A 22,812-nucleotide genomic window follows, 5' to 3' on the forward strand; every position below is an offset into this window, starting at 1 on the left:
CTTGCAGCCTGCGGTCGGTCACGGCGGCGCAGAGCTGAAGGTTTCCCGGGCAGTTCCCCCGCAGGAGCAGCGAGAGCGTGGGCCACCGGAGCGAACCCCACCCCTTCGGCGCACATCCGTGCGGGGGACGTCGACCGGGCGGTCAGCCGGTCGATCAGCCGAGACGGAGGACGTCGATGCCCTCGCAGAACACCCCGCCGGGCCCGCATGCGCCCTGGGACCAGCTGGCCGCGGACCGGCACTGCCCCAACTGCGACCTCCAGGTGCACGACGACTGGGCGTTCTGCGAGTACTGCGGCGTCGACCTGGTGCAGCAACAGCCAATGGTGGACGACGAACACCCGCAACCCGCACCGTCGTCCGGCCGATCCGTCCGTGAGCAGGTCCTGGCCGTCTACGGCGACAGCGTGCCCTCGGCCGCCGCCGTGCTCCAGACGGTGCCGGGGGAGCAGACGCCCGCGGGCCGGGTCCCGGCGGCGCCGCCCACGCCGGCCGCGCTGGGAGGTGGGACGCCGGCGCAGCCGCTCGCCGACGTCCTTCGTGGTGCTGTTCCGGCTCAGACGACCGTGGTGGGGACGCCCGTGGGCGCCTCCGAGGAGCCCGGCCTGGCCGGCGCGCCGGCTCCCGTGGGGCCGGACTCCCCGGACAACCAGGACGCCCCGGGCGGCCGGCGCCAGCCGCCCCCGTTGCGGGCCGTGCTGCTCTCCGCGTACGAGGGAGCGGCCGTCGGCGTGCTGGGCCACCACGTGCACCTCGCCACGCCGGCGCTGCCCGGCGCTGCCGTGTCCCCGGCGCCGCGCCCGGACAGCGACGGGCGGTCCGCGCTGCCGGCTGACGGGACCAGCGGGACCGGCGGGACCGGCGGGGTGGACCGGACCGGGGCGGCGCCGGGTGCCGGTGCTCCGGTCGCCGTGCCTGGTGCTCCGGTCGCCATGCCCGGTGCCCCGGTCGCCGGGCCCGGTGGTGCCGGGGGCGTGCCCGGTCCTGGTGCGGCGCCGGGAGCGGGCGGCACGTCGGCGGGAGAGCCGGCTGCGGGGCAGGGCACGGGTGACGCGGGTCCTGCGGTGGGGCCGGTGGGTGCGCCGGTTGTTCCCGGAAACCTCTCGGGCCCAGCCGCTCCGGCCGACCCGGGCGCTCCTGCGGGACCCGGTGGCCCGTCGGGGACGGGGGGAGCAACAGCCGTGGGTGGTGGCCTCTCCGGGCCGGGAAGTGTTCCAGGAGTGGCGAATCCGGGTGCTCTGCCGGGGCCGCAGCGCGATCCGGGAGTGGGAGGTCTGCCCGGGCCCGGCGCCGCGCTCGCTCCAGCGACCCTCACCGCCGGGGCGCCCTCCGCGCCGGCCGCCGGGGCCGTTCCCGGCGCGGGCGTCGGTGGCCTGTCCGGCCTCACCGTCGTCCATCCAACCGCGGCCGGCGGCGAGACGCTGCCCCGCGTGAGCGGGAACCCGCCCCCGATGACACGACCCGCGTCCCTGCTCACCGGGCCGCAGGCCGCCGGGAAGCCGGCCGCGCCCGAAACGCCTCCCGCACCCAGCAGCACGCAGAAACCGCCGGAGCCGCCGCAGCGCCCGGCGACGGTCTACCAGGCGCCGGCCCCGAGGTACCCGAACCCGTTGTCCGGGCCCGGCGGAATGTGATGCGGGTGCACCGCGCCGGGCGCGGAACGGTGCCCCGGGCAGACCCGACGCCAGGGCGTGCGGACCGGCGGTGGGAGGATTCCGGACGCCCGGTCAGCACGGCACCCGGTGCCGGGCAGGAAGGAGCCCGCAGTGGCCGCGGGATCGCAGCCGACGGCGCGGCGGGATCACCTGTCCCGGCTGATCGACCTCATCGAAGTACGCGGTGTGCTCTCCGGCGGATTCGCCGTCGGCGGTCGCTGGCACACGCAGTTCCAGCCGCAGTCCCCACTGAAGCTCATCGCGGTGGCCGGCGGCACCGCGGTGGTGAGTGCCGACGGCGTCGCCCCGCTCACCCTGCGCGGTGGGGATGTCGCCATTCTCACCGGGCGCTCCAGCGTCGTGCTCGAAGACGCCCAGCAGACGGACGGCCTCCAGCGCCGGTTCACCACCCGGGCCGGTGAGGGCTTCGTCCGCGTCGGAACCAGTGACCAGGTCACCGTTCTGGGCGGCCACCTGAGCGTGAACCCGGTCGGCGCGCAGATCCTGATGCGGTCCCTGCCCGAGGCGCTGGTGGTCAGGCAGTCACCCGGCCGGAGCGCTGACATCCGGTGGCTTCTCGACCGGCTGACCACCGAGATGATCGCCGGATGTCCCGGGAGCAGCGTGGCCGTCGAACTGTCCTCGCAACTCCTGCTGCTGGAAATCCTGCGGATCGCCGCCGCCGACGCCGCGCTGGTGCGGACCGGCGTCCTGCGGGCCCTGGGCGATGACCTCCTGCGCCCCGCACTGGAAGGCATCCACGACGAACCAGGTCGTGCGTGGAAGCTCGACGAACTCGCCCGGCGCTCGGCGATGTCGCGCAGTTCCTTCGCGGAGCGATTCACCTCCGTCCTCGGCGAATCGCCACTGGCCTACCTCACCCGGGTCCGGATGCTGACCGCCCAGAGACTCCTGCTGCACACCGGGCGCAGCGTCAGCGATGTCGCCGCGGAGGTCGGATACGGCTCGGACAGCGCCTTCAGCACGGCATTCCGCCGCGTGGTCGGGGTCTCACCGAGAAACTTCCGCGACGAACACCGGACGATCACGAAAGTTGTCCGGCAGATCGCTCATCAGCGGCCCGGTGAACGTTCCTAACCTGATGGCTACCGGCAGGCGACGACCTGCCGAAAACCCATCAGAAAGCAGGAATTCATGGTCAACGTCCTGGTCACCGGCACCGGGTCCGGCTTCGGCCGGCTCATCACCACGACGCTGATCGGCGCCGGCCATCAGGTGGCGGCCACCGTGCGCGATCCCGCGGGCCGGGACGCCGAACGGGCCACGGCGCTGCGGGAGGAGGGTGCTCTGGTGATCGGCATGGACGTCACGGACGACGTGAGCGTCCGCACCGGCGTGGATGCCGCGATCGCTGGGTTCGGCACACTCGATGCCGTGGTCAACAATGCCGGCCTGGGGGCCCTCGGCCTGGCCGAGACGTACTCACCGCGGGACTGGCAGAACATTTTCGACGTCAACGTCTTCGGCGTTCAGCGTGTCACCCGTGCCGTGGCTCCCCACTTCCGCCGGCGACGGAAAGGGTTGTTCCTGCTCATCTCCAGCATGACCGCGAAGCTGCCGATCCCGTTCCAGGGCCCCTACGGTGCGTCCAAGGCGGCGGCCGAGTCGCTGGCCGAGTCGTACCGGCTGGAGTTGGCCCCCTCCGGCATCGAGTCGGCGATCATCGAGCCCAACGGGTTCCCCACCGAGTTCCTCGGCAAGACCCTCCTGGCAGATCCCGACGAATGGCGTTCCGCCTACGGGGAACTCGCTGATCTCCCGCTGGCAGCCCTCCAGGCCTACCGGCAGCGTTTCGCCCAGGTGCCCGAGCACAGCCCGCAGCTGGTCGCCGACGCGACCCTGCGCCTGCTCGAACTGCCCCACGGCACCCGCCCGTTCCGCACCACCGTGGACCGGCTGGGTCTGGCCACCGCCCTCGAGCGCGTCAACGCCGTCAACGAGTCCGTCCGGGAGGAACTCTGGAAGCAGATGGGCGTTGCCGACCTGCTGATCGTCCGCTGACCGAACCCCCTGAAGGCGCCGGAGTTCCTCGACCCTACGGGCCCGTCAGCTTGTAGTGCAGCCGCACCACCGTGGCCGACCACAGGCGCAGGCTGTGGTCGGTGCGCAGCACGCCCTCGTCGTCCACGAAGATCGTGAACGTCTCGTGCAGCGGCACCCGGGCCGCGTGGGCGCGCCCGTGCTCGCTGACCGTCACGTACGCGCCGTCGGCCCCGAAAGGCCCGGCGGGGGAAGACAGTTCGAGCGCCCCACCGGCGAGGACGCGCGGGCGCAGGAACACCTGCACGTTTCCCGCCTCCAGCGGGAAAGTGACGTGCACGCTGGGGCGCCCGGCGCCGGGCAGGGTGCGCACCGTGTAGCAGCCGCTGAACACCCACTCCCCGGTCGCCCGCAACGTCCGCAGCCAGGCCGCGCCCTGCTGCGCACCGGCGCCGTCGAGCAGCGCGACGACGCGGCTGTCCATGCCGCGGGAGACGTCCAGCGGGCGGGTGGGCAGGGCGAGCTGGCGCAGCCGGCGGCCGAAGAACCGCGAGATCAGCTCCCCACCGGGCTGGAACAGCAGGTTCCACTGGGTCCAGGCGTCCATGCCCCAGCCGGCGGTGTGCTCGTAGAAGTCCCGCACCAGCGGGTGCAGGTCGGCGGCCCGGAAACCCGGGCCGTCCAGCACCGACAGGTCGGCGTACAGCCCGGCGCCGGGCAGGTCGTGCACCGGCCGGCCGCCCAGGGCCCGCGCCGCCTGCTCCACCCAGGCGTCCCCGACGTCCGGGCCGGCATTACGCGGGGCGTCCAGCCAGGTGTGCTCACCGCCCAGGTCGACGGGACGGCCGGTGAGCCGCCAGAACCGCCGGGTCGCGGCGTCGAGCGGGGAGAGATCGGGCACGGACGGCAGCATGCCATCCCCAGCTCTGTTGCCGCCGCCTTGCTGCCGACGGTGTCCTACTCCTCGAGCCAGGTCCAGTCGGCCGGGTTCGCGGAGTACCGGGCCTGACCCCACAACGCGGTGTCGTACGACACCGGCACCTCGGTGGACACGCTCCACAGCACGCCGTTGCGGGTGCGGCTGACGCCGATGTTCGTGTCCGGGCACACGCCGGAGGCGACCGGCACCGACTCCACGCAGATGGTCAGCGTCTCCTGCCCCAGGTCGAACCAGGCCTTGCGGGCCACGACCCGCTCACCGGAGGCGGTCTCGCGGACGTCCGGCGGCAGGAACCCGACGAACGAGTACCCCTCCGGCAGCGTGACCGGAAGGCTCAGACGCAGCGCTCCGCCGTCCTTCTCGTACATGTCCAGCACGTCCTGGCGGGTGTAGGTGCCACCCAGGACAGGGTTCGCGGCCTTGGTCGTGGTGACCGGGGACGGCGAGGCGGTCTGCGGGCCCTGGTCCCGGGCCGGACCGGAGCAGGCGGCGAGGGCCAGGGCCACTGTCAGGCCGGCCAGCACCGGTCCCTTCCCGGGAACGGCCCCACCTCTGGTCGTGCGCATACTGCCTTCTCCCTGGCCACATCCGGACGTCCGTGCACTTCCCGTGCGCACTGTGCAAGGTCGCACACCGGGGCAGCCGCCAGACGCGCGATCACGGCGGGCGCGGCAGTGCTCACCGAATGTTCAGACGCAGGTCGCCGAGATTTCCCGGCCTGCTCGGCAGATCCTCGTGGCGGCGCCGGCCGGGAACACTCTCAGGACAGCGCGGTGACCAGGAAGTCCAGGACGATCAGGGCGGCGACCAGCCCGGCGACCGCCATCACCAGCCACCGCACCAGGCGGACCAGCCGGGCCGGGATCGAGGTGGGTGGTTCCGGGGCGGGCCGGGCGCCGGGCACGGCGCTCATGCCCCGCACCACCAGGATGATCACCACGACCGCGACCACGGCGCCCATGATCAGGACGGCTGCTACGTCGGGTTTCACGGCCGACCCCCAGAATGCTCGCGCCAGCGGCAGGTCTCCAGTGTGCAGAACCGGTCCGCACCGGGACAAGAGGAACGAAGCGCCCTGCCCCTTGTGACATCGTCGGGGCAGGACCGGCAAGGGGCCGGGATCAGTTCCCCCAGACCGCCACGCTGCGCCGCACCGGTACGGCGTCGGGGTCGGTGGCGAACAGCTCGGGGGAGCGGCGGCGCACCCGCTCGACGTCTTCGAACACCGCCCGCAGGTGCCCGCGCAGGGTGGTGCGGGCGGCCTCGGTGTCGCCGGACAGCACCGCGGTCAGCACGTCGGCGTGCTGCTCGACGAACGGGCGGGGGGACGCCGCGTCGTACAGTCCCAGCCGCCGGGCCCGGTCGAGGTGCCCCTTGGCCGAGGCGACGGTGGACCACGAGTTGCCGTGGCCACTCAGGCGCAGCAGGGCGTGGTGGAACTCCTCGTCGAGCCGGAAGAACTCCTCCCGGTCGGTGCCCGCCACCTGCTGGCGCTCCAGGTTCTCGCGCAGCGCCGCGACCAGGTCGGGGTCGGGGGTGGCCGGGATGTCTTCCAGCGCAGCCAGTTCCACCGCCTCGCGGAGGAACTGCGCATCGGCCACGCGGGTGGCGTCGACCCGGGAGACGAACGTGCCGACCTTCGGGAAGACCTGCACCAGGCCCTCTTCGGACAGCAGGATCATGCTCTCGCGCACCGGGGTGCGGGAGACCCCCATCTCGGCGGCCAGGTCGTTCTCCGACAGCGCCGCGCCCGGTGCCAGCTCCAGCCCCAGAATGCGCCGGCGCAGGGACTCGTAGACGGCCAGCCGACTGCTGCCACCGGCTTTACGGGGGGACATGCCCGTCATCGTAATGGACTCCCTCCCGACCACGGCTTCTGAAGAACAAGTGCTTGTATACTAGCTCTGCACTCAAGCGCTGCCGCCGAAGGAGATGGGCCAGTGAGCACGATCGAGCGGGCGGAGGTCTTCGTGGCCTCCCCGGGACGTAACTTCGTCACCCTCCGGATCACCACGAGCGACGGGGTGAGCGGCCTGGGCGACGCCACCCTCAACGGCCGCGAGCTGGCGGTCGCCAGCTACCTGCGCGACCACCTCGTGCCGCTGCTGATCGGCCGCGACCCGGCCCGCATCGAGGACATCTGGCAGTACCTCTACAAGGGCGCCTACTGGCGGCGCGGCCCGGTCACCATGACCGCGATCGCCGCCGTCGACATGGCCCTGTGGGACATCAAGGGCAAGGTCGCGAACCTGCCCGTGTACCAGCTGCTCGGCGGGCGCTCGCGGGACGGCGTGCTGGTCTACTCGCACGCCTCCGGCACCGACGTGCCCTCGCTGCTCGACGACGTGGCCCGCTTCCGCGACCTGGGCTACCAGGCGATCCGTGCCCAGACCGCGGTGCCCGGCATCGGCGGCAGCTACGGCGTGCGCAAGGGCGTGGTGTACGAGCCGGCCAGCACCAGCCTGCCCGACGAGCAGCCCTGGTCCACCGAGGCCTACCTGGACTTCGCGCCCACCTACCTGGCCGCGGTGCGGGAGAAGTTCGGCTTCGGGTTCCACCTGCTGCACGACGTCCACCACCGCCTCACCCCGATCGAGGCGGGACGCTTCGGCAGGGCGGTCGAGGACCTGCGGCTGTTCTGGATGGAGGACCCGACGCCGGCCGAGAACCAGGAGGCGTTCCGGCTGATCCGGCAGCACACCACCACCCCGATCGCGACCGGCGAGGTGCTGAACTCGATCTGGGACGTCAAGGACCTGATCACCGGGCAGCTCATCGACTACGTCCGCACCACCGTCACGCACGCTGGCGGAATCACGCACCTGCGAAGGATTTTCGACCTGGCTGCGCTCTACCAGGTGCGCACCGGGTCGCACGGCGCCACCGACCTGTCGCCGGTCAGCCTGGCCGCGGCCGTGCACCTGGACCTGACCGTGCCGAACTTCGGCATCCAGGAGTACATGCCGCACGTCGCCGAGACGATGGAGGTGTTCCGCACCGGCGTCACCCTCTCGAACGGCATGCTGGACGTGGACGAAACCCCCGGCCTGGGCGTGGAGTACGACGAGAAGGCCGCCGAGAGCTATCCCTACGACCCGAAGTACCTGCCGGTCGCCCGCCGTCTCGACGGGTCGGTGCACGACTGGTGAGCAACAGAACTGAGGACGACGAAACCCCCGCCGGCGGCCTGGCGCAGGACCAGAACCTGACGCTGGAGAGCCTGCACACGCTGGCGGCGGACCGCCGCCCGGCCGTCGACCCGCGCGACCTGGCGCCCCGGATGGTGCATTTCGGGTTCGGCGCGTTCCACCGGGCGCACCAGGCGGTGTACACCGAGGCGGCCGCCGCGGCCACCGGCGAGAAGTCCGGCATCGTGGTGGTCGCCCCGCGCGACGCCGCGGTGGTCGGGCGGGCGCGGCGCCAGGACTACCTGTTCTCGGTGACCACCCGGTCCCCGGCCGGCAGCGCGCCGAAGGTGGTGGGCTCGCTGGTCGGCGCGCTGCACATGCCCACCGACGGTGCCGCGCTGCACGAGCTCATCGCCTCGCCGGGCGTCACCACCGTCACCCTGACTGTGACCGAGAAGGGTTACCACCGCAGCCCTTCCACCGGCCGGCTGAACCTCGGCGACCCGCTGATCGCCGCCGACCTGGACCTGTGCCGGGCCGGTGCGGCAGGTACGTCAGGTACGGGTTCCGGCGACGTGCCCCCGCTGCGGACGGTCGTGGGCACGCTCGCGGTCGCGCTGGCCCGGCGCTTGCGCACCGGCGGCGCCCCGATCGACCTGGTCTCGTGCGACAACCTCGACGCCAACGGCCCGGCCCTGGCCGGCGTGGTGCGCGACTTCGTCACCGCCGCGCACTGGCCCGACGGCGACCGGCTGCTGGACTGGATCGACACCGGCGTCGGTTTCCCCTCCACCGTGGTGGACCGGATCGTGCCCGCCACCACCGGGGCCGACCTGGACCAGGCCGCCGCCCGGCTGGGGGTGCACGACGCCCTGGCCGTCACCGGTGAGCCGTACCGTCAGTGGGTGCTGGAGGACGCCTTCCGCGCGGCCCGACCGGCCTGGCAGCACGGCGGGGCCCAATGGGTGGACGACGTGGGCCCGTTCCAGCTCACCAAGCTCCGGCTGCTCAACGGAAGTCATTCCGGGCTGGCCTATCTCGGCCTGGCGGCGGGCTGCCGCACCGTCGCGGACGTGCTCGCCACCGGCTGGGGCGAGAACTTCGTGCGGGGCTTCGCCGCCGAGGCCGCCGGCTCGCTGCCGCACGTGCGCAACGGCACGCCGCAGGCCGGGCCGGATCCGGCCCGCTACGCCGACGACCTGGTGTCCCGGTTCGCGAACACCGCCATCCACCACGAGCTGCGCCAGATCGGCTCGGACGGGTCGCTGAAACTGCCCCAGCGCTGGATCCAGGTGCTGCGGGAGCAGGGAGCGGGCTCCTCGTCGTCCATGGTTGGACAGCAGGTGGGACAGCGAATGGGGTACCACCAGACGCTGGCGCTGGCGGCCTGGGCCAACGCGACCCGGCCCGACCCGGCCACCGGCGGGCAGCTGTTCGCCACCACCGACCCGGCCGCCGCCGCCCTGGCCGCCTGCTGGCAGGGCCCGCCCGCGGGGGTGATCGGCCGGTTGCTGGCCGTTCTCGGCGCGCCGGACCTGGCCGAGGACACGTCCCTGACCCAGGCTGTGGAGTCGTTGCTGCCCGCGTTCGCCGCGGGCAGCGTCCCGCTGTGAACGGGGCCCCACCCCTCTTGTCCTGACGAACAGAGCTTGTATATTTCATCTGCCACACAAGGGTGTCGTGTTGGGGCGCCCGGTCGATGAGCAAGGGAGCAATCGATGAGCACTGAAGCGTCGGCCGTGAACGGCACGGCCCCGCCGGCGCGGTCCACCCGGGACCTGTCCCGGGCCGCGATGTCCGGATGGCTCGGCACCGCCATGGAATTCATGGACTTCCAGCTGTACTCGCTGGCCGCCGGCCTGGTCTTCAACACCATCTTCTTCCCCGACGTCAGCCCCGCGATCGGCCTGATCGCGGCGATGGCCACCTACGGCGTCGGCTACTTCGCCCGGATCGCCGGCGCGTTCTACTTCGGGCGGATGGGCGACACCATCGGCCGCAAGAAGGTCCTGTTCATCACCATCGCGATGATGGGCGGCTCGACCACCCTGATCGGCGCGCTGCCCACCTACCAGGCCATCGGCATCCTGGCCCCGATCCTGCTGGTGCTGCTGCGCCTGGTGCAGGGCTTCGGCGCGGGCGCCGAGATCGCCGGTGCCACGGTCATGCTCGTGGAGTACGCGCCGAAACGCCGCCGCGGCCTGATCTCCTCGCTGGTCGCCCTCGGCACCAACACCGGAACCCTGGTGGCCACCGGCATCTGGGCGGTCCTGCTGGCCGTGCTGAGCGACGAGCAACTCCAGAGCTGGGGCTGGCGGATCCCGTTCCTGGCCAGCTTCGTGCTGCTGGTCTTCGCGCTGTGGGTGCGCCGTAACGTCAAGGAGAGCCCGGCGTTCGAGGGCCGCGACGACGTGGTCGACGGCGTCGCCCTGGACCGGGCGGAGCTGAAGAAGGCCGAAACGGCACACGGGCAGAGCAAGCTCGAGGCCGGGCTGAAGCAGCGCAAGGGCCGGGCGTTCGTGCTGGCCCTGCTGCTGCGCCTGGGCCAGGCCGGCAACTCCGGCCTGATCCAGACCTTCCTGGTCGGCTACATCAGCAGCACTCTGGCCATGGACAAGGCCGTCGCCACCGACGCCCTGCTGATCGGTGCCGCCACCGGGTTCGTCACCGTGCCGGTCATCGGCATGCTCAGCGACCGCTTCGGCCGCCGCCCGGTCTACATGCTGATGAGCGGCCTGTCGGTGCCGCTGGCCTTCCCGGCCCTGCTGATGATCACCAGCGGCAGCAACTCCACCCTGATGCTCGGCATGATCCTCGGCTACAACGTCTCGGTGCTCGGCCTGTTCGCCGTCGAGAACGTCACCATGTCCGAGATGTTCGGCGGCCGTAACCGGTTCACCCAGGTCGGCGTGGCCAAGGAACTGGGCGGCATCCTCGGTGTCGGCATCGGCCCGACCATCGCCGCCGCCCTCACCGCCGCCACCGGCAGCTGGTGGCCCGTCGCCGTCATGCTCATCGTCTACTCGCTGATCACCTTCGTCACCGCCTACCTCGCCCCCGAGGTGCGCGACCGTGACTTGTCCGCCCTGGAGGACGCCGCATGAGGGCCGCCGTGGTGCACGGTGCGCGCGACCTGCGCATCGACGAACTGCCCGATCCCGAGCCCGGCGAGGGCGAGGTGCTGATCGCCGTCGAGTGGGGCGGGATCTGCGGGTCGGACACCGCCTACTACCGCCATGCCGCCTCCGGCACCGCGAAACTGAAGCATCCGCTGGTGCTCGGGCACGAGATCGCCGGGCGCATCGCGAGACTCGGCGACGGTGTGACCGGGCTGCACGAGGGCCAGGCGGTCACCGTGCACCCGGCCACGCTGGTCGGCGACGGGCTGATGCCCGAGCGGCTGGCCGGGCGCACCAACCTGTACGCGCCCTGCCGCTACTTCGGCTCGGCCGCGTTCGACCCGCACACCGACGGCGGCTTCAGTCAGTACCGCACCGCCCGCGCCGACCAGATCCGGGTGCTGCCCGAGCAGGTCGGCACCCGGCAGGGCGCCCTGGCCGAACCACTCGCGGTGGCCCTGCACGCCGCCGGGCGGGCCGGGAACCTGCGCGGCAGGACGGTTCTGGTGAACGGGGCCGGCCCGATCGGCTCGCTGGTGGTGGCCGCCGTGAAGTTCCTCGGCGCCGGCACCGTGATCGCCTCCGACGTCAGCGACCAGGCCCTGGCGATCGCCGCGAGGATGGGCGCGGACGCCATCGTGAACGTGGCCTCGCAGCCGCTGCCGGACGACGTCGAGACCGTGTTCGAGGCCTCCGGCTCACCTCGCGCCCTGGGCGCGGTGCTGCGGGCCACGGCCCGGGGCGGCACCCTGGTGCAGGTCGGCAACCTGCCCGGCGCCGAGATCCAGGCCGTGCTGGGCGATCTGGTCACCCGCGAGATCACCTGGACCGGCTCGTACCGGTTCGTCGACGAGATCACCGACGCGGTCGTGGCCCTGGGTGCCGGCCTCGACGTCACCCCGCTGATCACGCATAGCTTCGACCTGGAACAGGCGGTAGAGGCGATGGACGTGGCACTGGATCCGGCCAGTGGCAGCAGTAAGGTCATGCTCCGGATCGGATGATGTGAGGCATGATCCGCATCGAGGGAACGGAAGTGTGAACGTGGTTGTGACGGGTGGCCGGGGTACCGGCGTGGTCACTCTCGGCGAGACGATGGCACTGCTGACGCCGCCGCCGGCCCCCCGCCTGCGCGACGGCGCCGCGATGACCCTGGGCATCGGGGGAGCAGAGTCGAACGTCGCGATCGCCCTGGCCCGGCTGGGATTCGGCAGCACCTGGATCAGCCGGGTCGGCGACGACGACTTCGGCACCCTGATCACCCGTGAGCTGCGGGCCGAGGGCGTCACCGTGCTGGCCGAGCGCGACCCGGCGGCCTTCACCGGGATGATGGTGAAGGAGGCCCGGGGCGGGCGCACCCTGCGGGTGCGCTACTACCGCAAGGGCAGCGCCGTGTCCCGGCTGTCGGTCTCCGACGTGGAGCGTTATGCCGGGGTGATCGCCGCCGCCGACGTCCTGCACGTCACCGGCATCACCCCGGCCCTCGGGCCGGCACCCGCGCAGTCCGTGCTCGCTGCCGTCGACATCGCCCGCGAGCACGGCACTTTCGTGTCCTTCGACGTCAACTTCCGCTCCGCCCTGTGGGCCCGCGAACAGGCCCAGCCGGTGCTGGCCGACCTGGCGCGCCGCGCGGACCTGACCTTCGCCGGGCCGGAGGAGGCCGCGCTGCTGCTCGGCGCCGACCCGTTCGCCGTCCATACGTTTGAGGACGGCGAGAAGCTGGCCCGCGAACTCGCCGCCGCCTTCGGTGCCGGGATCGTGCTGAAACTCGGTGCCCTGGGCGCGATCACGCTCCAGGACGAGGACGCGCACCACGGCCCGACCACGCCGATCGTGGTCACCGACCCGGTCGGCGCCGGCGACGCGTTCGTCGGCGGCTACCTCGCGGCCCTGCTGGAACAGCGCCCGCCGCTGGAGTGCCTGTCGCTGGCCAACCGCATCGGCGGTGCGGTCTGCCAGGCCCCCGGCGACTGGGAGGGCCTGCCCACCCGCGCCGAACTGCCCGCCCTCGGCGTGACCGGTGCCGAGGTCGAACGCTGAGGGGCTCTCGTCGTCCCCACGCACTTTGCCGGTAACCCCCCCGTACCAGCTGACGTCTCAGGAGATCCTTCGTGTCCGCACCGCTGCTCGCCGCCCATCCCGTCGTCCCCGTCGTCGTGATCGACCACCCCGACCAGGCCGTACCTCTCGGGAAGGCCCTGCTGGCCGGGGGGATCGCGGTGATGGAGGTGACGCTGCGCACCGACGCCGGCCTGGAGGGCATCCGCCGTCTCGGCGCGCTGGAGGGCATGACCGTCGGCGCCGGGTCGGTGCTCACCCCCGGCCAGGTGGATGAGGTGGTTCAGGCCGGTGCGACGTTCGTGGTCAGCCCCGGCCTGAACGCCGAGGTGGTGCGCCGCGCGCAGGAACTCGGCGTGCCCGCCCTGCCCGGTATCGGCAACGCCAGCGACCTGATGACGGCGGTGTCGCTCGGGCTGCGCGAGGTCAAGTTCTTCCCGGCCGGTCTGCTCGGCGGCCCGGCCATGATCAAGGCCCTGTCCGCGCCGTTCGCCGGGATGACGTTCATGCCCTCCGGCGGGGTCAGTCTGGCCAACCTCGGCGACTACCTGGCCCTGCCCTGCGTGCCGGCGATCAGCGGCAGCTGGATGGTGGAGCGGGCCCTGATCAACGCGGGGGAGTGGGATGCGATCACGAAGCTGGCGGCGGAGGCGGTGGACGCGGCGCGGGCGGCCCTGGGCCGGTAGCGACCGCGCAATCGCGGCATGAGGGACTCCCTGGGCGGACGTTGTGGGTAGCCTGGCGCGGTGGCCGTGCGCTCGGTGTATGTCTCCTCCACCTTCCGTGACCTGAAAGACCTCAGGTCCAGCCTGAACGACACCATCCGGCGGATGAACCTGCTCGACGTCGCGATGGAGCACTACAACGCGGAACCCGGCCCGGCACTCGACGTCTGCGTGCAGGACGTCGGTGCCTGCGACGTCTACGTGGGCGTCTTCGCCTGGCGCTACGGGGATGTGCCCGAGGGGCAGACCCGGTCGGTCACCGAGGCCGAGTACCGGGCGGCGAAGGCGGCCGGCAAGCCCTGCCTGATCTTCCTGCTGCACGAGGACGCACCCTGGCCGCGGTCCCAGCAGGACCGCGACCCCACCCGGATCGAAGCCCTGCGCGAGGAACTCACGCGCGACCACACGGTCAAGTACTTCGGCCTCGGGCAGCAACTGCCGGAACTGGTGGCCACGGCGCTGCACCAGTGGATCCTGGAGAACGCCGGCGACGAGACCTCCAGCCTGGGGCTGCTCGATCCGGCTCTGCTGACCGGGTACTACAAGCGCCTCGACCAGGAGTACGGCGGGCTCGACCTGGCCGCCCTGACCCCGCCGGAGCACGACGACGGCCTGCCGGTGCGGTTGCAGACGGTCTTCGTGCAGCCCGACGTGCGCGTCGACCCGCCGCCGGTCGAGGTGCCCCGCGAACTGCTCCAGCGCTTGCAGATCGCCGGTGAGCTCGACGAGATGTCGCTTCCCGACGGAGTGAGCATGGACGATCTGCGCGCGGCCCAGCAGGCCTACCGGGACAAGCCGCGCCGGCCGGTGCTGCCGGTGGTGATGGCCGAACGCTGCCTGGTGGTGCTCGGCGACCCGGGGGCCGGCAAGTCGACCCTGGCCCGGATGCTCGTCCTCGACCTGATCACCCCCGGCTCGCCGTGGATCCCGTCGCTGGCCGGGCATCTGCCGGTGCTGGTGGAGCTGCGTGAGTACGCCGCCGCCCGGGCCCGTGGGCAGCGCAGCGTGCTCGACTTCATCGAGGAGAAGGCGGATTCCGGGCTCGGCCTGACCCGGTCCGTGCTCGAGGGATACCTGAGGGCGGAAGGGCCCGCACTGGTGGTGTTCGACGGTCTGGACGAGGTGTTCGAGCCTGCCGAGCGGGCCGAGATCACCCGGCAGATCGCCGGGTTCGCCGAGCGGCATCCGTCCGCTCGGGTGCTGGTGACCAGCCGCACCTGGGGATACGAGCGTCGCCGCCTGGCCGCCGCGGGTTTCGCGCACCACACTCTGCAAGACCTGGAGCGGGGGCAGATCGAGCAGTTCCTCACCGGCTGGTACCAGAGAGTCCTGGGCGAGCGCCCGCAGGAGGCCGCGCACCGGCGCGACCACCTGATCCAGGTGATCGACTCGTCCCGGCCGATCCTCGAACTGGCCGGGAACCCGCTGCTGCTCACGGTTCTGGCGATCATCGGCAAGGGGCAGCAACTGCCCCGCGAACGGTGGAAGGCCTACGAGCAGGCCACCCGGGTGCTGGTGGAGAACTGGGACGTCAGCCGGCACCTGCGCGACCGGCAGGTGGAGACCAACTTCATCACGGAGGACGACAAGCGGGAGCTGCTGCGGCGTCTGGCCTGGAACATGCAGACCGGGGCGTTCGGCAAGGCCGGCAACTTCGTGCACCGCGACGAATTGCAGAAGCTGTTCGAGGACTACCTGGTCAACCGCTATCGGCAGTCGCCGGCCCAGGCCAAGGCGGTCGCGGTGGCGATGATCGACCAGTTCCGCCATCGCGACTTCGTGCTCAGCCGGTGGGGCCCGGACCTGTACGCCTTCGTGCACCGCGCCTTTCTGGAGTTCTTCTGCGCCGACGCCGTGCTCCAGCAGTTCCAGCACGCGCAGACCATGACGCTCGACGAGCTCGGCGATCTCTACGTCGCCCGGCGGGACGACCCGACCTGGCGGGAGATCCTGCGGCTGCTGGTGTCCCAGCTGGCCGAGACACATGTGGCGAAGCTGCTGAGGCGCCTGCTGGATGCGGACCGGCCGTGGGAGGACACGCCGCACCACTTCTGGTCTCCCGAAGGGCTCCGCCTGGCCGTGGAGTGCCTCCCCGAGGTGCGCAACCTCCAGGGGGCCCCGGAGATGGCGGACGTGGCCGGGGCGGTCCTGGCCGAGATCATCCTGCTGCTGGAATGCTATGGCGACGGGCAGAACAGCCGGGTGGTGTCGTTGCTGCACACGGCATCATCCGTCGCCACGGACCTCGGCCCTGGCTGGCCGGGCCGGGAGATCTACGCCGACTGGTTCTCCCGACGCGGAGGCCAGCTCCTGGGGAGCGCACTGCTGGTCCAGACCTGTGAGCTCCTGGACTCCCTGTACGAGGACCGCCCCCCGGTGGTTCTGGCCATGGCGTCGGTGGCGGCGAGCCGGGATCGCCGTGCCGTCGCAACGATCAGGCGCCTGACCGAGGACTCGGGCAGCACGGTCTCCACCGTCTCCGCCGGACAGGAGCTGGATCCGGCTCAGCGCTCCGCCCTCCTCGCGCAGGCCCGGCACGATGATCACTGGCCCGTGCGGATGTTCGCGCTGGTCATGCTGGATCACACCGACCCGGAGGGGAGCGAGACCGATGCCCTCCTGCGTGAGCGGTTGGAGAATGACTCCAGCGGTGAGGTTTTCGGGTTCACCGTCCGGGCTCTCCTGCGGCGCCATCCGGGCCAGGACGACGTGGTGCAGGCGGCAGTCGGCCGGGCCGTCGCGGAGAGCCGATCCCGGCCGGTGACGGTGTACACCCCCGCCGAGCAGGGCGAGACGTTCATCGAGGTGGTGGCCGACGCTCTCGAACCCGAATGCCCCGGCCATCCGGTGGTGATCGCACTCCGCGTGGTCGACGGAGTTCTCCTGACCGATCCCGATCAGATCCTGGCTCTTCTGGAACCGGTGCGAGAGGGGGGAGATTTGCTGACCGCCACTCTGCGCTTCCTGGCGGATTCATCGTTCTACTACGAGACCCGGCACAACGCCCTCGCGCTGCTCGACGCGCTCTTCCCGCAGGATCCGGACACCGAGGCGATGCTGTATGAGCGGATGACGAACGACCCCGATGACGATGTGTTCGCCCTCACCGTCAAAGCCGTCCTGCGGCGGGGCATGCGGGAACGGCCGGCCGTCCTGCGCTTCGTCGTCGACCGCGTGGTCGGTATGGCCGACGACACGAATCTGCGGGATCGTTTCGTCAAGCGAGCCTCCGAACTGGTTCTGAGCGCCGGGGACATGGGACTGCCTCTGTTGCTCAGCTTCCCGGAACGAGGCCCCTACTTCCTGGACATCGTTGACGACGACCTCCAGAGCCGTCTGGAACCGGTTCGCCGCCTCGGCGATCCCGAGCAGGTCGTGGCCGGCCTGCACCACCTCGCGGGTACCTCGGCCGTGAACTATCTCCGGCACAACGCCCTGCTCCTGCTGGACACGCTGTTGCCACAGGACGCCGGAGTCGAGGCCACGCTGCGCGACCGGGTGCTGAACGACCCGGACCGGCTGGTCTTCGGGGTCGCGGTCGACGCCCTGCACCGGCGGTCCCGGGACCCCCGACAGGTGAGTGCGCTCGTCATGGAGCGTGCCGCCGGGCTCGGTCTCGGCACTGGTTTCGCCGCGCGGGCGGCAGACACGCTGGAGCCCGATGATCCAGGACACCCGCTGGTTCTGGTTCATGCCGACGGAATCCTCCTGGAGGACGAGGCCGATCTCGGGGCGCGCGTCCAGCACCTCCGGCAGGCTCCGGACCCGGATGCTGCGCAGGCCGCGTTGCTCGTGCTCGCGGGGCGGGCCGAGGATGGCTGGGCGCGGCACAACGCGTTGCTTCTGCTGGACCGGCTGGAATCTGAAACCCCCGGCTTGAAAACGCTTCTGCGCGATCGTCTGGCCGAGGACGACAGCGGGACGGTGGTCGCGCTCGCGGCGAGCATGCTGCTGCGTCGTTGCCCCGACGAGCGCGCCGAACTCCTCACCGTTCTGTCCGGGCGGATCGGTCCCGATCGCTCGTGGGAGGCAGCGGCACAGGTCCTGGCCGCGTACGAGCCGGATCACCCGATGCTGTTCGCCTACGCGGAAGGGCACCTGATCGACGACGGGATCGACAGCAGTCTCGGCCGCCTTCGCGAAGCGGCGGGCCGGGGCCCGGTCGTCGCCGGGCTGAGAACCCTGGCACTCGGCGCCGATGCCGCCGAGCATCGGCACAACGCGCTGATGCTGCTGGACCAGCTGTCACCCGCCGACCCCGAGGTGGAGGCTCTGCTGCGTGATCGCCTGCACGGCGATCCGGACGCCACAGTGCTCGAGCTCGTGGCCGGGGCTCTCCTGCGGCGTCATCCCGATCAGCACCGGGAACTGCTGGAAACGGTCCGGAACCGGGCGCTCGCGGTCGGCATCGACGACCCCCTCCGGTCGGCTGCCGCGAGGTTCCTGGCCGCCCACGACCCCCACGTCACCAGACGCGTCACCCGGCAGGATCTCGGTGCCGTGGACCGGCCGCTCATCAGCGACCTGCCGACGCTCACCTTCCAGGTGGCCGGGTCCACGTTCTGATCCACCGGCATCGCGCCGGTGAGCGTGGCCGGGCCGGACGATGACCTGCGCCACATCCGCTGAAGCCGGTCATCGGCCCGCCGACCGGGGGCCGGTGATCATGACCGCGCCCACCCTGACGTCGTCGACCCGGCGGGCGGCCTGGCAGGACCTCGTGGGCCTGGGGCTGTACCGGGAGGCGGCCGAGCTGCTGTCGGCGGACGAGCCCGCCGAACGGGTGGACGGGGTGCGCACCGCGCTGCTGGCCGGTGAGCTCCCGATGGCCCAGCGGTTCCTGCGCGCACTCGGCGGCAACGCCGGGCGGCCCGGGCTGTACGAGCTGCTGGAAGGATGCGTCGCCCTGGCCGCCGGGGACGCGGGACAGCTGGACGCCACCGAACGGATCCTCGCCCAGACGGAGGCCGGCCCCGAGGACTTCGGGGTGTTCGCCGTGGTCGCCGCACCGTACGACCTGTACCGGGCCGGCGTGGCGGCACAGGCCGCGATCGACACCGGCCCGGCCGTGATCGCGGTCGTGGCCGCCGCGGAGGCGGCCGAGGGCGACCCGGTGCAGGCCTTCGTCCGGCTGGAGTCCGTCGGGCCGACACCGGGGGACGACCCGGTGCGGCGCACGCTGCACCTGCTGAACCGCCATGGTCGGCACGACGCCGCGCAGGGACTGGTGGCGCTGGCGGTCCAGGTGCCTGGTCTCACCCGCGAGCGGCGGGCGTACTGGGCGAACCTGGCCGAGCAGGTGATCCCCGTCCGCCGGTGGGACAGGACGCTGCGCGTGCTGCGCTGGATGGTCGGCCCGGTCCTGATTCTCCTGTTCCGGTTGTTCGGCGTGATCATCTGGCTCGGCCTGACGTACGCCTGGACCCGCTGGGTGCCGCTGCCCGGCCTGGATCGCGAGACTTCGCTGCTGGTAAGAGGTTACCGATCACGGCAGTGGCGCAGTGTGGAGCTGAACGCCCGCGACATGATCGTGTTCCTGGGTGGTGGGCTGGCCGGTATGGTCGCGTCGGCGGGGTTGGGCCGCAACGCCTCGGATACCGTGCTGGCGTTCCTTCTGCTGGGCGGCCTGATCGTCGGCTCGCTGTCGGCCGTGACCGTGCGCCGGGTCGTCCTGCCCCGGCGCAGGGAGCGCCGTGCCCTCGCGCGGCACCAGGAGTCACTGCGCGATCTTCGCTGCCGCTGCCTGCCCGTGGCCTGGTTCCTCGGACCGGACACGCGCTATTACGTGGATCATCATCTGGCCCCGGTCGGCCAGGTCGCGCCGGGTGGCTCATGGCGGGTGCTGGGATGCTCGCAGACCGGTGCCGTCTTCCTCGACTGGCCGGCTGCCGCCACGACCGTTCGCGCCCAGCACCTGCTGGCGCCGCTGGAGTCGGAACCGACTGTCAATCCTTATCTTTGAGGCTCCGGTGAAGCAGGGGACGCGGCGATGAACGCGCTGGGGTTGCGGTAACCAACAGTCCGGTAGCCGCGGTGAACGGCAAATTACCTGGCGGCGGGATTGAAGGCTTCAGATGGCTAAAGATCGAGCACTCATTAATAATTGGCGAATTGCTGCAAAGGTTGTGCATTTTGTCCCTTCATTCAGCTGGGGCACCTACGGAGTCGGCCCTGATTCGGCCGTTCTGAAGTGCTTGGTTGATTACAACATCAAGTTCGTCATCCACATCCCAGTACCGTAAGCGAGGCATACAGTTGGACATGAGCACACCACGCGCTCCTATGACACCCGAGGACTACGGGGGCGACCCGTCGGAAGACGCTACGCGTCTTCAGGATTGGTGCGCCTTTGTCCCTGTGGGGATCGACTGGTTACGTGAGCAGTCGGGTGTGCAACTTGATGGCAGTGTCGAGAGTCTGGGTCCGTTGTGGGGCTGGGTGATCAAGCGGCTGGCGCAGGATGATGTCTGGGCTTCTGTCGGTGAGCTTCCGGCATGGGCGTTGCGGCGGCCCTATCGGTATCGGGTCGGGGAGCTGCGACCTGAGGTGGTGTGGTTGTGGGGTGCTCTGGCGGCGTACTTCGGTGAGGTCTTCATCGCCCGGGCTGCGGCGCCGGAGGTGGAGTGGAGGATTCTGCGGCATCCGCTTGAGAGTGTCCAGGAGCAGGGAGATTTTGTGTTGCTGCGCCCTGCACATATCAAGCGCCGGAAGCCGCGTCATTGGACGAGTGCGCACCTGGTCATCGGCAACCTGATCGCTGGACAGGTGAAGAGGCCAGGCCCGCGCGATCGACCCCAGGAGGGTCGCAATGATTCTGACCTGCTGAAAAGGGTTTTCTTCCAGGCTCTGGAGTGGTTCGGTGAGGTGGTTCCGGAGCTGGAACCGTCGGATCCTGTGCCCGGTCTTGAGCCTGCTGACACCTTGCTCGGGAGGCTTGATGCTCCGGAGGTCGCCGCCGCCCGGGCGGTGTGCCCGTCCCGATGGGTCAGTATTCCCGAAGGTCTGGACGATGACGACTTCACGTTCACCACTGAAGAGGTCTGTCAAGAGGTGGGTTTCGGATCGGGTGATGAGGGTGCGTGGTCTTTGTTTCTGCATGACAGCATCAGGCCGGTCGTCGACGTGGATGTCGATGATGCTCAGGATCCTCTGCTGAGGACGCTTCGTGCGCACCCGTTGGTGGTCGAGGCCGAGCATTCCGATCGTGAGCTCTACGAATGGCGCACCAGGGGTGAACCTTCCGAGGGGGAGATGGCCGCGCTGGCCCTGACCGGGCTGGCGGCGGCTCAGGAGCGGGCTCTGCATCTGGCCCGTGGCTGAACGTCCTGGTGCGATGAGGAATCTGCCCGTGCCGAGGCCCCCGGTCGTGGTGAACGACCGGGGGCCAGGGTTTTCGCCGGGATCTGGGATCAGGCGAACTTCCAGTTGTGGTAGATGGCGCCGCTGCACTCGACCGTGTAGACGTCACCGGCGAAGTTGCTGCTCAGGCACCAGCCGGTACCGACGTTGATGATCTGGGTTCCGCCGCTGACGGTTCCGGTCACACGCCGCCAGTTCTGGTACACCGAGCCACTGCACGGCACGGTATACACGTCGCCCGAGGACCCGTTGCCGAAGTTGCTGCTCAGGCACTTCGAGGTGCCGCTGTTGATGAACTCGTTGTTCCCGTCGACGATGTACCAGTCGTGGTAGATCGAGCTGCTGGCCGCCACCGTGAACACGTCACCGGTGGTGCCGTCGCCGAAGTTGGAGCTGAGCTGGAGCCCGATGCCGATGTTGGTGACGTTGCGCACCACGTCGGCCCTGGCCGGCAGCGGGTTGACCAGGGTGACCAGGGTGGCCGCGAGCGTGAAAAGAAGTGCCAGGAAACCCATCCGGCGCATACGGGCACTGTCGATCGTCTTCAGCATTTTGTCCCCTCCAGGAAGAATGTCGCTGCGTGATCATGTCCAGCGACGGCGAACCGGGGGTGAACACGAGATGCCGTTGACGCGGCCGGGTGGCGTCATGATGACGAGTGGCGATCGCCTGGTCCCGGCACGTGATCGGTTGTGTGAGTGGGTGTGTGGCCCTCCACGGTCAGACGGTCTCAGGGGGCGGCGGACAGCGCCTCGCCGATGAAGTCGCCCGGCACCAGGTCGTCGAACGCCGGGGGCTGCTCGATCAGCCCGCTGTCCTGGTGGAAGGTCGCGGAGGTGCCGTAGCCCTCGGCGTCGGGGGTGGGGTCGTCCGGCACCTCGGCCTGAAGGATCGGCAGGATGTCGGCCACCGCCTTCGGGTCCATCGTCTCCTGGTACTCCTGGAACAGCTCGGTGGTCTTCGCCGTGTCCTCGTTGATCAGGGTCTCGGCCCTCTTCAGGGCGCGCAGGAACGCCTGCACGGCCGGGCCCTTTCGGTTGATGACCGACCGGGTGGTGAAGGCGACGCCGTGCGTCTGGCCCTTCATCTCCGGCACGTCACCCCGGGCGGGAGAGATGAAAAGCCTTCCCACACCCGTCACCTCGGCCTGCTGGCCGATCGGCTGGAAGAACGACAGGGCGTCCACCCGCCCGGCCTTGAGCGCACCGATCGAGGCGGAGGGGTCGGAGCCCAGGTTGACCATGGTGATGTCGGTCTCGGCGTCCATGCCCTGTTGTCTGAGCAGGTACGTCAGCAGGGCCTCGGTCCCGCTGCCCGGCCCGGTGATCCCGATGTTCTTGCCCTGGAGGGCCTTCACCCGCTCGGCCAGCGGCTTGTCGTCCTCACTGGTGGGAATGCCGTCACCGGCGACGATGTCGACGTAGAACTCGTCGGTCAGGGTCCCGATCAGCTGGGCGTCGTCGTTCACGCCGTAGAGGTTGTACACGTCGGTCATGACGCCACCGGCCACGTCGATGCTGCCGGACTGGAGGGCCGCCGCCGACTTGGCGCCGGTCCCCAGACGCGGGCGCTCACCCAGGGTGAGTCCCTCGTCCTCGAAATAGCCTTCCTGCTCGGCCACGAAGAACGGGAAGAAGGCGACCGAGTCGCTGGTCTGGCCCAGGTTCAGGCGCATGGCGTCGGCGCCGGTGGCCGGCTCGTCCGACCCCCGGTCGGCGCAGCCGGCCGCCAGCAGAGCCAAGGCGGCCACGAAAGCCACTGCACGAAAACGGGTTATGGACGTTCTGGCGGTTCTCATCGCTGCGGTCTCCTTCGACCGGTCGGGCA

Annotated in this window: 18 protein-coding genes; 12 read left to right on the plus strand and 6 right to left on the minus strand. The window is 70.7% G+C overall.

All coding sequences use genetic code 11. From position 1 onward, the window contains the following. Positions 1 to 176 precede the first annotated feature (176 nt). From KIH74_RS04950 to KIH74_RS04960, 3 genes are all read left to right on the plus strand, one after another. Positions 177 to 1,634, plus strand: a complete 1,458-nt coding sequence (locus KIH74_RS04950) for a zinc ribbon domain-containing protein (RefSeq protein ID WP_214154560.1) — start codon at positions 177 to 179, stop codon at positions 1,632 to 1,634. A 132-nt stretch (positions 1,635 to 1,766) separates the two neighbouring features. Beyond that, the gene (locus KIH74_RS04955; protein WP_214154561.1) at positions 1,767 to 2,753 is read left to right on the plus strand and encodes an AraC family transcriptional regulator; all 987 of its coding nucleotides are present in this window, start codon (positions 1,767 to 1,769) and stop codon (positions 2,751 to 2,753) included. A gap of 57 nt (positions 2,754 to 2,810) precedes the next feature. Next, positions 2,811 to 3,677 (plus strand): SDR family oxidoreductase, encoded by an 867-nt coding sequence (locus KIH74_RS04960; protein ID WP_214154562.1) that lies wholly within the window; start codon positions 2,811 to 2,813, stop codon positions 3,675 to 3,677. A 34-nt stretch (positions 3,678 to 3,711) separates the two neighbouring features. Here KIH74_RS04960 and KIH74_RS04965 read toward each other — a convergent pair whose 3' ends face one another. From KIH74_RS04965 to KIH74_RS04980, 4 genes are all read right to left on the minus strand, one after another. After that, positions 3,712 to 4,569 (minus strand): hypothetical protein, encoded by an 858-nt coding sequence (locus KIH74_RS04965; RefSeq protein ID WP_372491999.1) that lies wholly within the window; start codon positions 4,567 to 4,569, stop codon positions 3,712 to 3,714. Positions 4,570 to 4,613: 44 nt separating this feature from the next. Next, complete coding sequence (locus KIH74_RS04970) at positions 4,614 to 5,162, minus strand: hypothetical protein (protein WP_214154564.1); 549 nt, start codon at positions 5,160 to 5,162, stop codon at positions 4,614 to 4,616. Between the two features lie 194 nt (positions 5,163 to 5,356). Continuing rightward, positions 5,357 to 5,587 (minus strand): hypothetical protein, encoded by a 231-nt coding sequence (locus KIH74_RS04975; RefSeq protein WP_214154565.1) that lies wholly within the window; start codon positions 5,585 to 5,587, stop codon positions 5,357 to 5,359. 130 nt (positions 5,588 to 5,717) lie between these two features. Next, positions 5,718 to 6,434, minus strand: coding sequence for a GntR family transcriptional regulator (locus tag KIH74_RS04980; RefSeq protein WP_246571542.1), 717 nt, complete (start codon positions 6,432 to 6,434; stop codon positions 5,718 to 5,720). A 102-nt stretch (positions 6,435 to 6,536) separates the two neighbouring features. Between KIH74_RS04980 and manD the strand changes: the two genes are divergently transcribed. The 9 genes from manD to KIH74_RS05025 all read left to right on the plus strand — a co-directional run bounded on the left by manD (position 6,537) and on the right by KIH74_RS05025 (position 20,946). Next, a complete protein-coding gene (gene manD / locus KIH74_RS04985; RefSeq protein WP_214154567.1) occupies positions 6,537 to 7,745 on the plus strand; it encodes a D-mannonate dehydratase ManD in 1,209 nt (402 codons plus the stop codon). Beyond that, positions 7,742 to 9,337 carry a mannitol dehydrogenase family protein gene (locus KIH74_RS04990; protein ID WP_214154568.1) on the plus strand — a complete coding sequence of 532 codons (1,596 nt, stop codon included), beginning with the start codon at positions 7,742 to 7,744 and terminating at the stop codon, positions 9,335 to 9,337. Before manD ends, KIH74_RS04990 begins: the two co-directional genes overlap by 4 nt. Positions 9,338 to 9,442: 105 nt before the next feature. Next, positions 9,443 to 10,828 carry an MFS transporter gene (locus KIH74_RS04995; RefSeq protein WP_214154569.1) on the plus strand — a complete coding sequence of 462 codons (1,386 nt, stop codon included), beginning with the start codon at positions 9,443 to 9,445 and terminating at the stop codon, positions 10,826 to 10,828. Then, the gene (locus KIH74_RS05000) at positions 10,825 to 11,847 is read left to right on the plus strand and encodes an L-idonate 5-dehydrogenase (protein WP_214154570.1); all 1,023 of its coding nucleotides are present in this window, start codon (positions 10,825 to 10,827) and stop codon (positions 11,845 to 11,847) included. Before KIH74_RS04995 ends, KIH74_RS05000 begins: the two co-directional genes overlap by 4 nt. A 34-nt stretch (positions 11,848 to 11,881) precedes the next feature. Continuing rightward, on the plus strand, positions 11,882 to 12,883 hold the full coding sequence (locus KIH74_RS05005; protein ID WP_214154571.1) for a sugar kinase: 1,002 nt from the start codon (positions 11,882 to 11,884) through the stop codon (positions 12,881 to 12,883). A 71-nt stretch (positions 12,884 to 12,954) separates the two neighbouring features. Next, on the plus strand, positions 12,955 to 13,587 hold the full coding sequence (eda, locus tag KIH74_RS05010) for a bifunctional 4-hydroxy-2-oxoglutarate aldolase/2-dehydro-3-deoxy-phosphogluconate aldolase (protein ID WP_308113600.1): 633 nt from the start codon (positions 12,955 to 12,957) through the stop codon (positions 13,585 to 13,587). Between the two features lie 60 nt (positions 13,588 to 13,647). Then, positions 13,648 to 18,192, plus strand: a complete 4,545-nt coding sequence (locus KIH74_RS05015; RefSeq protein ID WP_214154572.1) for a DUF4062 domain-containing protein — start codon at positions 13,648 to 13,650, stop codon at positions 18,190 to 18,192. A 100-nt stretch (positions 18,193 to 18,292) separates the two neighbouring features. After that, positions 18,293 to 19,588: a hypothetical protein gene (locus KIH74_RS05020; RefSeq protein ID WP_214154573.1), complete on the plus strand. Its 1,296-nt coding sequence runs from the start codon at positions 18,293 to 18,295 to the stop codon at positions 19,586 to 19,588. Positions 19,589 to 19,887: 299 nt separating this feature from the next. Continuing rightward, a complete protein-coding gene (locus KIH74_RS05025; protein WP_214154574.1) occupies positions 19,888 to 20,946 on the plus strand; it encodes a hypothetical protein in 1,059 nt (352 codons plus the stop codon). An 89-nt stretch (positions 20,947 to 21,035) separates the two neighbouring features. Here KIH74_RS05025 and KIH74_RS05030 read toward each other — a convergent pair whose 3' ends face one another. After that, the gene (locus tag KIH74_RS05030; RefSeq protein WP_214154575.1) at positions 21,036 to 21,536 is read right to left on the minus strand and encodes an RICIN domain-containing protein; all 501 of its coding nucleotides are present in this window, start codon (positions 21,534 to 21,536) and stop codon (positions 21,036 to 21,038) included. A gap of 179 nt (positions 21,537 to 21,715) precedes the next feature. Further along, positions 21,716 to 22,735 carry an ABC transporter substrate-binding protein gene (locus tag KIH74_RS05035; protein WP_214154576.1) on the minus strand — a complete coding sequence of 340 codons (1,020 nt, stop codon included), beginning with the start codon at positions 22,733 to 22,735 and terminating at the stop codon, positions 21,716 to 21,718. Positions 22,736 to 22,812 lie beyond the last annotated feature (77 nt).

Source organism: Kineosporia corallincola (assembly GCF_018499875.1).
GTDB classification, from domain to species: Bacteria; Actinomycetota; Actinomycetes; order Actinomycetales; family Kineosporiaceae; genus Kineosporia; species Kineosporia corallincola.

Coding starts and splice junctions, on each gene's coding strand:
- KIH74_RS04960 (WP_214154562.1), top strand. CDS start 2,811: ATGGTCAACGTCCTGGTCACCGGCACCGGGTCCGGCTTCGGCCGGCTC.
- KIH74_RS05020 (WP_214154573.1), top strand. CDS start 18,293: ATGACCGCGCCCACCCTGACGTCGTCGACCCGGCGGGCGGCCTGGCAG.
- KIH74_RS04970 (WP_214154564.1), bottom strand. CDS start 5,162: ATGCGCACGACCAGAGGTGGGGCCGTTCCCGGGAAGGGACCGGTGCTG.
- KIH74_RS05000 (WP_214154570.1), top strand. CDS start 10,825: ATGAGGGCCGCCGTGGTGCACGGTGCGCGCGACCTGCGCATCGACGAA.
- KIH74_RS04995 (WP_214154569.1), top strand. CDS start 9,443: ATGAGCACTGAAGCGTCGGCCGTGAACGGCACGGCCCCGCCGGCGCGG.
- KIH74_RS05025 (WP_214154574.1), top strand. CDS start 19,888: ATGAGCACACCACGCGCTCCTATGACACCCGAGGACTACGGGGGCGAC.
- KIH74_RS04965 (WP_372491999.1), bottom strand. CDS start 4,569: ATGCTGCCGTCCGTGCCCGATCTCTCCCCGCTCGACGCCGCGACCCGG.
- KIH74_RS04950 (WP_214154560.1), top strand. CDS start 177: ATGCCCTCGCAGAACACCCCGCCGGGCCCGCATGCGCCCTGGGACCAG.
- KIH74_RS05030 (WP_214154575.1), bottom strand. CDS start 21,536: ATGCTGAAGACGATCGACAGTGCCCGTATGCGCCGGATGGGTTTCCTG.
- KIH74_RS04980 (WP_246571542.1), bottom strand. CDS start 6,434: ATGTCCCCCCGTAAAGCCGGTGGCAGCAGTCGGCTGGCCGTCTACGAG.